Raw genomic sequence first — 14,239 nt, 5'->3', positions numbered from 1 at the left:
AGAATATGATTCAATACATCCTTGCATCAAAAAATTAAATTGTTTTAATTTTATTCTATTGTGGAAAGTAAGAGATGAAAAAATCATCTAAAAATCGCAAGTTATGGTATTTCCATAAACATGAACAACGCAATGACACCAGACTGAACAAACGATTGAAGTCTAAATAATGCGCGGGTTTAACTTACGTTGATAGCTTGTATAGATGGCTTATCAACGTAAGAAAATACCCTTAATCAAGCACGTTCGGAGTATCAAATCGGTAAGGGGGAGCAAAGGGTTTTACGCCTTTCTCACGGTATTTCTTCAAGCTCATTAGTTGCTTATAAACAATGTAATAGCGATTGATATTAGTCACATAGACGATGGGCTGTTTACCGATATGTTTTCTCGTTACAATCTCTACATTATTGAACCAAATATCAGGGTTATAACCACTTTCTTTAGCATAGCGACGCATTTTTCGAATATTACCAGGACCTGCGTTATAAGAAGCTAATGTCATGTACATTCTATTGTCATAATTAAGGCGATTATCATCTAAGTAATTGTTTTGAATGTAACGCATATATTTAATACCTGCGTGAACATTGTTATTAGAATTATATATATTTGGAATATCAATATATTTGTCACGGGCGGTACTTGGTAATACTTGCATGATACCAACGGCACCTTTATTTGACACTTTATGCTGATTTAAGCCCGACTCTTGAAAGCCTTGTGCCATCATCATCAAATAATCAAAGTTATATTCAGAGGCGTACTTGTAAAACAGATCAGAGAGCTTCTCCATTTTATCTATATTATTATCACTAAGTAGGTTATCTATCCAACCTTGGCTGTCTAAATATTTGTTATAAATAACATTACCTAATAAAGTTCCAGATTTTACTTGTGCGATATAATCGTTGACCAGTGCCATTAATTTAGGACTGTCTTTGCGCATAGCCCATGCAATTTCTCCATTACTACGTAATACAAAGGCGGTATTAATTCGTAGTTTAGGTAATAAATCTTTCCATATTTTCATTTTATGCTCATCAAGCACGGTCATGTTCATTAGCCCTAGATTGACCATTTCTAGCAATTCATAATCTTCTAACGTTTCTTCGATAAACTGGATTTTCATCGGGGGGAGGTGTTGTAGCAAGAGGCGGTTATTTACTTCGAGTAGGCTTTGATAATAACTCGAACTTTTTCTTACCCAGATCTCCTGATCGCTAAGCTGTACGATGTCCGTGATTTCAGGAGAATCAAGGTTGTTAATAATCACTTCATTGATATCACTAAGTACGGGATCACTAAAAGCGACCATTTTTTTCCGTTGCTCTGTGACAGTTAAATTCGCCACCGCAAGATCGCCATATCCAGCAACAAGGTATTTTAACAGTTGATCACGATGAACCGGGATCACTTGTAGATTCAGTTTAGGTTTGGTTTTATGAATATCGAGTTCAAAGTGATGGAGTAATTCCGCAATGATCCCTTTTGGTAAGCCATCTTCGATGTAGTAAAACCCTAGATCGGCAGAGACTAACACGCGAATAACCCGCTTTTTTTCTAATACAGCCAAATCACCAGTGTACGTCGGACCTGCTAGTGGGGAGAGGGTTAGCCCTACGGCACTAAATGAAGCGAGCAGTAAGGAAAGACAGATCCACCATGTGCGGATCCGTTTATAGTGTTGTGCGTTCATTGGAAACTAAAGCCTTTTGTTTTAGCTTGATCCTGAATGGTTAAAATGATCGCATTTCCCAAGTCATCAGTTTTGTTGGTGTTATTATTTTTTGCTTGTTTTATATAGCTGTTACGCTGTTTTTCTAAATCAGCAATTTGCTGTTGTATGTGTTGTCGTTGACTGATTTTTTGTTTGAGCTTTTTACTGATTTCTTCATTATTAAGCCCTTTAAAATGTAGCTGATCTTTTTTGGCTTGCGCGATGCCTTGGCTTAAATTTTCTTCCGCTAACGAGATTAGATCCCAATCTTGGGTTTTGTACTGTTTGCCTGCTTTCGCAATACTGCGTTCGGTACTGCTTGATTTAGATAGCGAAGAGGCATTGCTATCTTGAACAATTTGCTGCTGCTTTTTACTGCTACCTTTAGCACCATAACCAATATAGGTATCGTTAAGCTTTTGCCCTAATAAAATAATCTCGTCGTCATAAGGTGTTTCAATGCGAGGGGCGTCTTTCTTATGATCGATATTGAGATAGCGGCCATGTCCTAAAAGCGCAGGGGTTGCCCATTGTAAATCACGGCCTTTTGCATGATTTCCACAGTAGAGCGAATTGATAATGATCCCTTTACTGACAGCTAATGGCACTGCGTGACTGATAGGGATATCACCTTGTTGAAACTCTTCGTTACCGGCAATGATAATTAAGCGTAAATCGTCAGGATGTTGGCTCCACTGTAATCGATTCGTCGCTTCTTGAATCGCTTTAGGTGCATATTCTTTACTACCACCAATTTTGATTGCAAATAATGCTTCAGAAAATTGGTCAAGATCTGAGGTTAATGGCGACAGTAAACGCATATACCCATCATGTTTTGATTGATGTTCTACACCATATTCAAACAGCCCAACTTGCAATGTCACGGGTTTATCATGCTTGTTTGCCAGTGCAATGGCATTAATGATTGACCAGATTTGCTCTCTGGCTTGATCGATTAATCCGCCCATTGAGCCACTCGCATCTAATAAAATAGCGACTTGAATTGTCGGACCTGTTCTTACAAAAGGTGATGGTGTTACATTTGGTGTTGGTTTATCAGGTTGTAGAATCTCAGGTAAGACAAGAGGAGGTGGCTGTTGTTCACTGCTACCATAGGTGGGGACGGATGCCATGAATATAATACTAAGGAATAAAAGTCGTATTAGCATAATGTCTCGCATATCAAGGTGTTAAACACTAAACTTCGTGTTCATGGTAATTCCAACTTTCTAAGTATGGTTGGTATGTGCTTTTTTTGCTGAATTTAGCGATGACATTTTTCTAACGGAGTTACCGTAAAGTGATGATAAAAATGATGAGTAATGGGTGTTGATATAAGTGATGGGGATGTTCAAAAAACAGGTATATCTGCTGGTGGTGTTGTTAAGTGTTTCTGGCTGTAGCTCAGCGACAACCTATTCAGTGAGAAAACCATTAGATGTTGATGTTATCGCTAACTTACCGACAACATTGGATGAATCATCAGGGATCGCGATTGTTGACGGTAAAGTATGGTCACATAATGACAGTGGTAGTAAGAATCAGATCTATCAATTATCGTCTGATTTTAAAACCATCACTAAAACATTAACGGTACAGAATAGCCGTAATTATGATTGGGAAGCGTTAGCGCAAAGCCAACGTTATTTATATATCGGTGACACGGGCAATAACTCGACCCGTCGTAATGGTGGGATCATCTATAAGGTGCCGCTAAGTGCATTAAATAATAAGCGTACAGTAAAACCTGTGAGCACGTTGCGTTATCGCTTTAAAGACTTTGAGCATGGCAAAACTTACGAGCATAACTTTGACAGTGAAGCCATTACGGTTGTGGGTGATCAATTGTGGCTGTTTAGTAAAAACTGGCAAGATGAGCATACCAAGCTATATCGCTTAAACCCGATGAAAAAACAACAAACGGTGGCACCTGAAGGCAATTACCCAGTTGAAGGGCTAATCACTAGTGCTGATTATGATCCTAAAACTTCGACGTTAGTGCTATTGGGTTATCGAAAAGAAGTATTACTGGGGTATTCGTTTATTTGGTTGATCAAAGTGAAAGATAATCAAATTGATTGGCCGAGTGCAAAGTACAAGCGATTACGTATTTACTCTCAGTGGGAAGCGGTACATTGGTATAAAGATAACCAGCTTTTGATCACTAGTGAAAAGAATCCGTTAGCAAAAGCCATGATAGCTACGGTGGATGTATCCTCATTGATGAAGGGCAGTGAATAATCGCGCTGCTTCTGGTAGTATCGGCGCAAATTTTGCTGTGATGCCTTGTGTGACAGCCTACTAAACTGGAAAAATTGTGACTAATAACGATATTTTACGCCGTATTCGCTATATCTTTGATTTAAATGATAGCCAAGTTATTGAAATATTTGCTCAAGCGGATGTAACCGTGACTCGTGAGCAAGTCTGTAATTGGCTTAAACCTGATGATAGCGATGATTACAAAAGCTGTTCAGATGAAGAGTTTGCTTCGTTCTTAAATGGTTTTATTAATCAAAAGCGCGGTAAGAAAGAAGGTCCACAACCTGCGCCAGAAACAAAATTAACCAATAATATTATTTTCAGAAAGCTACAAATTGCCTTGAACCTAAAGGCTGATGAAGTATTGGATTTGTTTAAGCTGGTGGATTTTCGTTTAAGCAAGCACGAACTAAGTGCATTTTTCCGTAAGGTTGATCATAAACATTACCGTGTATGTAAAGATCAAGTGCTTCGTAATTTCCTTCAAGCGTTGCAAATTAACTTACGTGGTGATGAATCAAGCGCTGAATAATTCATCTTGAATTGCTAGTTTGTATTTAAAAAAGCAGCTTCGGCTGCTTTTTTTATATGTGAAAGATGAGGTTGCATGCTGTTTTTTGCCATAGTAGTAAGATTAACAATAGAAAATAATTATTTGGATATTGGCTAATGGCGCACACGCATCATCATCATCAACGCGTTTCAAACTACAATTTTGCTTTTGCCATCGGCATTGCACTCAACCTTATTTACGTCGTTGTCGAAGCAGTTTACGGCGTTATTACCGACTCTTTAGCGTTACTTGCCGATGCTGGGCATAACTTAAGTGATGTTGTCACATTAGTGTTAGCTTGGGGCGCATTTGCACTCGCAAAAAAGGCGGCAACAGATCATCGTACTTACGGCTTTCGTAAAGTGACTATTTTGGCATCATTAACCAGTGCCGTGTTGCTCCTTTTTGCATTAGGTGCGATTGCTTGGGAAGCGGTGCAGCGTTTTTCAGATCCTCGCCCTGTTGCAGGTACTACGGTAATGGTGGTTGCTTTTATCGGTGTTCTAATTAATGCAGCGACTGCCATGTTATTTGCTAAAGGTCAAAAGCATGACTTGAATATGAAAGGGGCATTTTTGCATATGGCAGGCGATGCTGCGGTATCGCTTGGTGTCATTCTTTCAGCGTTCATTATTAATGTTACGGGGTGGGATTGGCTCGATCCTGCGACCAGCTTAGCTATTGTGGTGGTCATTTTGATTGGCACATGGGGACTGCTAAAAGATTCAATTAACTATTCATTAGATGCAGTACCAAGCAACGTTGATATGGTAGGGCTAAAAGCGTATTTAGCAGTATTACCAAATGTTGCTACTTTCCATGATTTGCATGTATGGCCGATGAGTACCACGGAAAATGCCATGACGGTACACCTTGTTGTTGACGATTATTTACAAGCGCAATCACTAGCTGATGATATTAAGCATCATGTTCATGATCACTTTGATATTGAGCATGTTACGGTGCAAATAGAAGCAGCTGATTGTGTATGTAAAACAGATCATCAGTCTTGTGGTGTTACGAATAATTAATAGCGAAATATTCACTAACACATTCATAAATAGCAAACATGAAATAGCCATATTCTGTCAAAGATTCGCCTTGCCTTTCTCATTAGACTGCTAACAGTTTGATTAGATGGACAAGGAGTCCTATATGGAAAGAACGCGTGTTGGCATTATTGGTGGTATGGGTAATGAAGCGATGGCTGATTTACTTGAAAAAATGGCAACGGTGGAGGCTCACCCACAGCGTGAGTTTGTTGCGTTTGGTAATGCGCGTTTAGCGTACCGACCTGAAGAGTTGGGTACACAATGGCAACCAACTGATTTACCTGAATTGCGTAAATACGATACTGCATTATATACATTAAGATTAATGCAGTATTTAGGCGCTGAGACTGTTGGGCTTGCTTGTAACAGTGCTCATGAATTATTTCGACAACTGGTGCCAGCACTGCCATTTAATTTTGTTGATATGATCAAGCAAACAGCTGAAAGCTTATCGGATACCCAAGATATCGTATTGGTAATGGGCGTCGATAGTTTAGTGAATTCAGGTTTATATCAATCAGCGTTACTAGAGTATGGTATTGCTGCGACTAAGCCTTCTGCTACGAATCAGCGAAAGGTCATGGATGCGATTTACCATTCCGAATATGGGATTAAAACCGCCAAAATTACGCAGCAAGCCGAGCAGTTATTATGTGATGTAATTTGTGATGAAGTAGCTCAGCAAGGGTGTAAGAAAGTGGTACTGGGATGTACTGAATTACCCTTGGCATTAACGGCTGAAAGTTGTCAGCGTTTCAAACAGCAGGGGTTATTACCACAAGAGCTAGAAATCATCGATGCTTCTATGGTACTTGCACAGTCATTGATGAGCCAAACAGGGCAATCAGCCGCATTACCTGAGCCATTAATGAATTACCAACGACCAAATTTAGATTGGTTTACGCCAGTGTGCTTTAAAGTGGATTCATTAAGAGAAATAACTGAAATTCAACATATGATTTTTGCTATGAGTGCCGATCACTTAGCCCTGAAAGGGCAATGCATTACAGGTAGCTATAGTCATTTACCGACACTGTTCTTCTCATCCAATGCAGCAGATATTGAGCAAAAACTCACGGCAATTGATATTCCAGTATATGGCTCTGAAATACTATTTTCTGGAGTGATTGATAGGATTTTTGACCAATATTATAGTTAGAGTTACTTATCTTATTATATGAACTTACCGTGGCTGCATGGATCACAGCCACGATAAATTAGATAGCGATGAATCTGACTTAAAGCGTTAATGTTTTCGTCATGCCAGCTTCTGAATGTCCCGGCATGTTACAAGATAGAACAACATTATTATCACCGTGGAAATGCCATAAAATTTGTTTAGCCTTACCTGGTGCGACAGTTACGCTGCTACCGTCATCGTGGTCATGCTCATGGTTACTGTGATCCATTGTTGCCATCATTTTACGATGTTTGGCTTGCTCTTCTTCTGAGCCAATGGTGAAGTTATGATCAATCTTACCTGTATTCATTACAACAAACTGCACCACATCATTGGGCTGGATATCCACGTCTTTTTTAAAGGTGATTTTGTTGTCATCGGATAAGATAACATGCACTACTTTATCAGGTTTTGCGCCTTTCGCTGGCATACCAACAGCAGACATACCTTCCATATCCATACTGCTGTGATCCATTTTCATTTCACCATGATCCATCTTACTATGGTCCATTTTACTGTGATCCATTTCAGCTAGTGCCACGCTTGAGGTGGTAAGTAATAATGCAACTAATGTGTGATTGAATAATTTCATTTTCTATTCCTTTATATTGAAGTAAGTAGCGTGGTTACCCTGATTAGATAACCACGTGATTGAGCTTGTTTATGCCGACTTTTTCATTGCCATATTTTTCCAAAGTTTAAATACGGCAGGGATGACAAGTAGAGTGAGGATCAGCGCTGATGCCATGCCGCCTATCATAGGTGCCGCAATACGCTGCATGACTTCCGAGCCTGTTCCTGCACCATACATGATGGGAATTAAACCGATGATCACGGTAAGTACTGTCATCATGACAGGGCGAACACGTTGTCCGGCACCTTCATGAATCGCAGCATGGAGATCGTCGGTGGTGAGGTTTTTCTCTGCGCTATCTTGCTGTTTAAAGTTCCATGCTTGGTTGAGATAAACCAACATGATGACACCAATCTCGACAGCAACACCTGCAAGAGCAATAAAACCAACTCCAACGGCAATCGAGAAGTTAAAGTTCAAGTACCACATCAGCCATAAGCCACCCACCATTGCGAGAGGTAGGGTTGCCATGATCACCAGCACTTCAGTAACTCGGCGGAAGCTAAAATAAAGCAGCAGCATGATGATGCTAATGGTTAATGGCGCAACAATACTGAGTCGGGCTTTGGCACGTTCCATGTATTCATATTGACCAGACCATGCCAGTGAATAGCCTGCGGGTAATTTAAGCTGCTCTGCCACCGTTTTTTGTGCTTCAGCCACGTATGAGCCTAAGTCGCGATCATCAATGTCAACAAACACCCAACCATTAGGGCGAGCATTCTCGGTTTTGATCATAGGTGGACCGTCTTCATAGCGAATATCAGCCACATCAGCTAAGGCAATACGTGCGCCATTGGGTGTTACAAGCGGAAGGTTTTGTAACTTAGTGACAGAATCTCGGTAAGATTGCGGGTAACGCACGTTAATCGGGTAACGCTCTAAACCTTCAACACTTTCACTGACGTTCATACCACCGACAGCAGTCGAAATCACTTGTTGAACATCTTTCACTGACAAGCCATATCGTGCCGCCTGACGACGTTTAATATCGACTGTAATGTAGCGACCACCTGCAACACGTTCGGCATACACAGAAGCTGTCCCTGTGATGTTATTAAGGATAGGTTCAAGCTCCGCCCCAATTTTCTCTATCACTTGCAGATCTGGGCCTGCAATCTTGATCCCGATAGGGGTTTTGATCCCCGTTGCCAACATATCAATACGAGTTTTGATCGGCATAACCCATGCGTTGGTTAAGCCCGGAAATTGAATTAATTGATCAAATTCCTTACGCAGTGATTCGCTGGTGACACCTTCTCGCCATTGATCTTTAGGCTTTAATTGGATCACTGTTTCGATCATGGTTAAAGGTGCGGGATCGGTTGCCGATTCTGCACGTCCCACTTTGCCCCACACGGTTTCGACTTCCGGTACGGTTTTGATCAATTTATTGGTTTGCTGTAATAACTCACGGGCTTTACCAATTGAGATCCCCGGGTAGGTGGTCGGCATGTACATCAGATCGCCTTCGTCTAATGGCGGAATAAACTCGCTACCTAACTTGGTGATCGGATAGTAAGACGACGCCATTAACGCAATTGCAATTGCAATGATGGTTTTAGGAAAACGTAAGCTGATGTTGAGCATCGGGCGATAAAGCGCAATCAGAGCTTTATTAATTGGGTTTTTGCTTTCAGGTAAAATTCGACCTCGGACAAAGTAACCCATTAACACGGGCACTAAGGTGATCGCTAACCCTGCTGCTGCTGCCATTGCATAGGTTTTGGTAAAGGCGAGGGGAGAGAACATCTTGCCTTCTTGACCTTCCAGTGCAAACACCGGCACAAAGCTGAGTGTGATGATCAGTAGCGAGAAGAACAGAGGCGTGCCGACCTCTTCTGCTGCTTTAGCTATCACTTGCCAACGGTTTTCATTGGTGAGTGGAGTACGTTCAATGTGTTTATGCAGATTTTCAATCATCACGATGGCACCATCTACCATGGCACCAATAGCGATAGCGATGCCGCCTAATGACATGATGTTGGCATTAATACCTTGCCAATGCATGATGATGAACGCAGATAAAATACCGATCGGTAAGCTAATGGCGATCACCAGCGATGAGCGTAGATGGAATAAAAAGAGTGCACAAACTATGGCTACAACAATGAATTCTTCCGCCAGTTTTTGCCATAGATTTTCTACCGCTTGATCGATAAGGGTCGAGCGATCATAAGTGGCGACTATTTCAACACCGTCAGGTAAGCTACGTTGTAACGTATTGAGTTTTGCTTTGACTTTATCAATCACGGCACTGGCATTTTCGCCAAATCGCATCACGATAACACCACCAACCGCTTCACCTTCACCGTTAAATTCTGAGATACCACGACGCATTTGTGGACCCATATTAATGGTTGCTACATCGCCTAGCAGTAACGGCGTTCCCGTCGCAGTGACTTTCAATGGTAGTGATTTAATATCATCAATATTGGTTAAGTAGCCTGTGGTGCGAACCATATGTTCGGCTTCTGCAACTTCAATCACTGATGCGCCTGTTTCTTGGTTGCCGTTTTGGATCGCCATGTTGACTTGCTGCAACGTTAAATCATAAGCACGTAACTTAGCGGGATCGATTTCCACTTGGTATTGCTTCACCATACCGCCTACGGTGGCTACTTCGGATACTCCTTCAACGGTTTGCAGTTCGTATTTTAAGAACCAGTCTTGCAGGCTACGAAGCTCTGCCAGATCGTGCTTACCGGTTTTATCTTGCAATACATAGCTGTAAATCCAGCCCACACCTGTCGCATCAGGACCCAGCGTTGGCTTGGCATTAGCCGGTAATTTAGGCGCAACTTGGCTTAAATATTCCAGTACCCGTGAGCGAGCCCAATACATGTCGGTTTTATCATTGAAGATAATGTAGACATAGGAATCACCAAAGAAAGAATAACCACGAACGGTTTCAGCTCCCGGTACGGCTAACATGGCTGTTGTTAGTGGATAGGTCACCTGATCCTCTACCACTTGTGGCGCTTGACCAGGGTAACTGGTTTTGATGATCACCTGTACATCAGAAAGATCAGGAATGGCATCAACAGGCGTATTCTTAACGCTGTATAAGCCACCAAGGGTGAGAAATAGCGTTGCAATCAACACCAATAAGCGGTTGTTGATCGACCAGCGAATAATGGCAGGAATCATTATTTATCTCCCTCATTATTGGCAGGTTCAAGCGCTTTTAAGACGTAATCTGCGTTCTCTTTTACCACTAAGAATGAAACGGGTTCACCTTCTTTAAAGTCGTTTAAATTAACGCTACCATCCGTGGTGAAGTTCATTTCGCCTGCTGACCATTGCCAATCATCGACGGCTTCATGACGAACGGTGATCATATTAAAATCGGCCATGAGCATAGTGATTCTGCCTTTGATCCAGTGCTCATTCGCAGCTTGTTTGTCTGAGATTTTTAATGCCAGAATTTCATATTTGCCCTGTGGCGTTTTTTGAATTTCAAACTCAATATTTTGGTTTTTAGCCAGTGTTGAGGTGTCGATATCTTTCGTGAGATCAAAATTCATCACCATACCCGGCCAGCTCCACTCTGGTACTGGCTGGTGGTTGATGGTGAGCATATTATGATCAAGCATGATGTCTGTGATGGTACCAGTTACCCATACAGATGCTTGTTTTTCATCTTGACCATTAATGCGTGATAGATCGGCAGATTGGCTAGATTCAGAATCGAGCATAAATTGTGCAGAAGTAACAATACGATCGTTTTCTTTTAAGCCTTCAACGACTTCAGTGATATTGTCGGCTTCACGACCTACCATGATTTTGGCTGAGCGATATTTACCATCACCTTCAGAGAGCACCACACGGCTCATGCCTCCTGAGCGAATAATTGCTTGAGAAGGGATTGTCAGTACTGTGTCTTCTGAGTGAGGTTGTAAGGTGATATTGGCAAACATGTTTGGTTTTAAATCACCATTATCATTGGCAAATTTTAGGCGTACTCGCAGCGTGCGTGTTTTGGGATCTAAAATAGGGTAGATATAATCCACCTTACCTTGCCATTGTTGGTTTGGAATTGCTTCTAGTGTCATGGTTGCTGGCGTGCCTTGCTTTACCCAGTGGGCTTGGCGCTCAAAAATCTCAGCGTTTACCCATACTTCATTAATAGTACCTGCACTAATTGCGGTTTGGCTTGGTGATAAGTAACCACCTTCTCGCACATTTAAGCTAGCGATGATCCCATTGCCTAATGCTTTAATATCAATGGTTTGTTTGGCTTTTTTTGTTTGTAGTACTTGGTTGATTTGAGCTTGATCGACACCCATTGAAAGCAGACGCTGTTTTGCGCCAGACACTAATCCTGAACGACCGCTACGGTATGCATTTAGCAATTCTTCTTGGGCTTTCACCAATTCAGGAGAGTAAAGGGTAAAAAGTACATCGTCTTTCTTAACTTTTTCACCCACCGCATTGATATACAGCTTTTTCACCCATCCACTGACACGTAAGTTAGTTTGCCATAACTGACTTTCATCAAAAGCGATATAACCGATCGTGGCAATTTGCGGTGATAACACTTGTTTCGTCACCAGTGCGGTTTTAACCCCAAGATTGTTTTCAACGGCTGGATCGATTTTTACCGTACCGGGCTTATCATTGTTGCCGTTTAAGTCATCAGCATAAACGGGGATCAGATCCATCCCCATTGGCGATTTACCCGGTTTATCACGTTGATAGTTAGGATCCATTGGTGCAACCCAGTAAAGCGGCTCATCATTTGAGGTTGTTGCTGATTGATTTTGATGCTCAGAGTGGCTTGAAAAATACGGTGCAGCTATCCCCCCGATAACACCACCAATAACAAGAGCGAGTGCAGCGATGGCAAAAGTAGAATGCGTTTTCATGGTTAACCCTTACTGATTATTATTGTTGGTTAATGCTGGAGATTGAATATCAAAACCATTGATTAATGCAGCCAATTGACTGTTAGCTAATTGCAGATCGGTTTCGATACGTACACGTTCGATATCAAGGTTTAACTCATCATTGGCTGCGGTGATCACATCTTTAAATGAGGCAGTATTGTTTTGATAGCCACGTTCTACTGCTTGAGTTCTGGCTTTGGCTTGGGGTTGTAGGCTTTTTTTGTAACGCTCAATTCGATTTAATAGGTTGTGACGTTCAATCAATAGCATATTTACCTTGGCATTCATCTGTTGTAGCAATAGATCACGCTGAGATTTCGCTGCGATGACCTGTTGCTGAGCGGCATTATAGGTACGGTCTTGCTTGTTCTCTGTGAACAGTGGGACATCCATGGTGAGATAAGCTGACAGCATGTCTGATGCCGGTTTTCTATTCATGCCATTAGCAAAACGGGCGCCGTACATGACTTCAACACCAAACTGGGGCTTATAGGCTTCTGAGGCAATATCTACTTGGGTTTCACTGGCTGAAATTGCCGTATCAGAAATCTTTACCATTGGGTGCTGGCGCAATAGTTGGTAGTGTTCAGTTCGCTTTTCTAATTGTGGAAGAAGCTGGTTGAGTTTGGTCCACTTTAAAGGTTGTTTAGCGTTGATGTTATTGGTGTTCGCTAGCCATTGTGGACCAAGCCATTCAGAGAGTTGGTTAATTAGGCGCTGTTGTTGCTGCTGGTTAAGATCTAGTTTTTCATTGATTTTGATAACTTGTAGCTCAGCTTGCAGAATATCCTGTGCTTCATTGGTACCGTTGGCGTAATTGGTTTTTGTTACGTGCGCTGATTCGGTAAATAAACGTTTATTTTTCTTTATGATGGTTTCAACATGCTGTAAATAACCAAGCTCTAACCAACGTTGTGTGATGTTATTAGCAATGTCTAATTCACGTACACCAAGTTGTAACTCAATACCTTTGGCTTGAATTTCACCTTTTTGTTGTTGCAAATCGAGTGTTGCACCACGACCAAACTGTTGCATTAAACCAACAGAAAGCATGGTCATGGGATCGCTATCAAATGAAAAACTATCAATTGGCAAGCCACCAAATCCCATTTTCAGTTTTGGATCGGGCAAGCTGGAAGCTGCAACACTGTTTTCTAATGTTGCTTGAGTTTGAGCGGTAATTTCACTGCGCTTTTTATCGTTAATAACAGCATTTTCAATAAGCTGAATAAGCATAGGTACATCAGTAGTGGTGATTGATGCCGTTGCTTGAGAAGCAATAGATGTTAAGCCAGCAGTTACAACGATTAACGTTTGTAAAAGAGGTTTCATGTTCATATTTTTTATCCGAACAGTCATAGCGGCTGATAGGTATCAACGTGGCTATGTGTATTCCAGATACAACAAAGCAAAGCCTAGCGGGATCTAGAGATACAAAGAATCTTAACTACAGCCGATGTATAGATCGGGTAGTGCGGGAATATTAGTTCAGAATTAAGCTATCGGAGGACGATAAAGGGATCGAGGGTAGCTCGATTTATGGCTATTTGTATCTTGAGGGATTTTTACTAACTGGGACAAACGAGATAAATGGGTGTTGTTATTTGGAATGTATGCTGAAAAACTCACGCAAGCCATAGAACAGCAGGTATCAACATCTGCCATCTTTTGATCACATTGCTTATCTTTCACTGCTGTGTCATGCATGCCATGGTTCGACATTTCGGCACAGTGACCATCCATACTCATTGTTGCATTATGTGTCATGCTGAGCATTTTCAAGCTCATAAGCGGGGCACTAGAAGCAACACTTGATAGCGTCAGTGCTATAAGTGTGAATGTTGCAATCCAGATTGTACGAAGATGTTTGAATGACATCTTGTCCCTACTTTTTTTTGACATGACTACCTATATTATATGTTACTGTTCCTAAAATAAGTCAAGTTATT

11 protein-coding genes are annotated in these 14,239 nt (G+C 41.4%); 4 read left to right on the top strand and 7 right to left on the bottom strand.

Annotation, left to right across the window (positions count from 1 at the left end; all coding sequences use genetic code 11):
* Positions 1–232: 232 nt before the first annotated feature.
* Together Q7657_RS17845 and Q7657_RS17840 are read right to left on the bottom strand one after the other, a co-directional pair.
* Complete coding sequence (locus Q7657_RS17845; RefSeq protein WP_107165240.1) at positions 233–1,699, bottom strand: MltF family protein; 1,467 nt, start codon at positions 1,697–1,699, stop codon at positions 233–235.
* Positions 1,696–2,853: a vWA domain-containing protein gene (locus tag Q7657_RS17840; RefSeq protein ID WP_258178220.1), complete on the bottom strand. Its 1,158-nt coding sequence runs from the start codon at positions 2,851–2,853 to the stop codon at positions 1,696–1,698. Before Q7657_RS17840 ends, Q7657_RS17845 begins: the two co-directional genes overlap by 4 nt.
* 214 nt (positions 2,854–3,067) lie before the next feature.
* Here Q7657_RS17840 and Q7657_RS17835 point away from each other — a divergent pair, with 214 nt between their 5' ends.
* The 4 genes from Q7657_RS17835 (at position 3,068) to Q7657_RS17820 (ending at position 6,746) form a co-directional block, all read left to right on the top strand.
* Positions 3,068–3,961 carry a hypothetical protein gene (locus Q7657_RS17835; protein ID WP_258178219.1) on the top strand — a complete coding sequence of 298 codons (894 nt, stop codon included), beginning with the start codon at positions 3,068–3,070 and terminating at the stop codon, positions 3,959–3,961.
* A gap of 76 nt (positions 3,962–4,037) precedes the next feature.
* A complete protein-coding gene (locus tag Q7657_RS17830) occupies positions 4,038–4,514 on the top strand; it encodes a YehS family protein (RefSeq protein WP_107165237.1) in 477 nt (158 codons plus the stop codon).
* A gap of 137 nt (positions 4,515–4,651) precedes the next feature.
* Positions 4,652–5,566: a cation diffusion facilitator family transporter gene (locus Q7657_RS17825; RefSeq protein WP_498827372.1), complete on the top strand. Its 915-nt coding sequence runs from the start codon at positions 4,652–4,654 to the stop codon at positions 5,564–5,566.
* Between the two features lie 124 nt (positions 5,567–5,690).
* The gene (locus tag Q7657_RS17820; RefSeq protein ID WP_107165235.1) at positions 5,691–6,746 is read left to right on the top strand and encodes an aspartate/glutamate racemase family protein; all 1,056 of its coding nucleotides are present in this window, start codon (positions 5,691–5,693) and stop codon (positions 6,744–6,746) included.
* A 79-nt stretch (positions 6,747–6,825) separates the two neighbouring features.
* Here the strand turns inward: Q7657_RS17820 and copI are convergent, their stop codons facing one another.
* From copI to Q7657_RS17795, 5 genes are all read right to left on the bottom strand, one after another.
* Entirely contained in the window at positions 6,826–7,359 is a 534-nt protein-coding gene (gene copI / locus Q7657_RS17815; RefSeq protein ID WP_107165234.1) for a copper-resistant cuproprotein CopI, read from the bottom strand.
* Between the two features lie 69 nt (positions 7,360–7,428).
* A complete protein-coding gene (locus tag Q7657_RS17810) occupies positions 7,429–10,551 on the bottom strand; it encodes an efflux RND transporter permease subunit (RefSeq protein WP_107165233.1) in 3,123 nt (1,040 codons plus the stop codon).
* Positions 10,551–12,269 carry an efflux RND transporter periplasmic adaptor subunit gene (locus Q7657_RS17805; RefSeq protein ID WP_107165232.1) on the bottom strand — a complete coding sequence of 573 codons (1,719 nt, stop codon included), beginning with the start codon at positions 12,267–12,269 and terminating at the stop codon, positions 10,551–10,553. Before Q7657_RS17805 ends, Q7657_RS17810 begins: the two co-directional genes overlap by 1 nt.
* 9 nt (positions 12,270–12,278) lie before the next feature.
* A complete protein-coding gene (locus Q7657_RS17800; RefSeq protein WP_107165231.1) occupies positions 12,279–13,628 on the bottom strand; it encodes a TolC family protein in 1,350 nt (449 codons plus the stop codon).
* Between the two features lie 156 nt (positions 13,629–13,784).
* Positions 13,785–14,168 carry a hypothetical protein gene (locus Q7657_RS17795; protein WP_107165230.1) on the bottom strand — a complete coding sequence of 128 codons (384 nt, stop codon included), beginning with the start codon at positions 14,166–14,168 and terminating at the stop codon, positions 13,785–13,787.
* Between the last annotated feature and the right edge of the window lie 71 nt (positions 14,169–14,239).

Origin of the sequence: Candidatus Photobacterium acropomis, assembly GCF_030685555.1 — a bacterium.
GTDB lineage: Bacteria > Pseudomonadota > Gammaproteobacteria > Enterobacterales > Vibrionaceae > Photobacterium > Photobacterium lucens.
The sequence above is the reverse complement of the archived record's forward strand: the minus strand, read 5'-3'. Positions and strand labels throughout refer to the sequence as shown.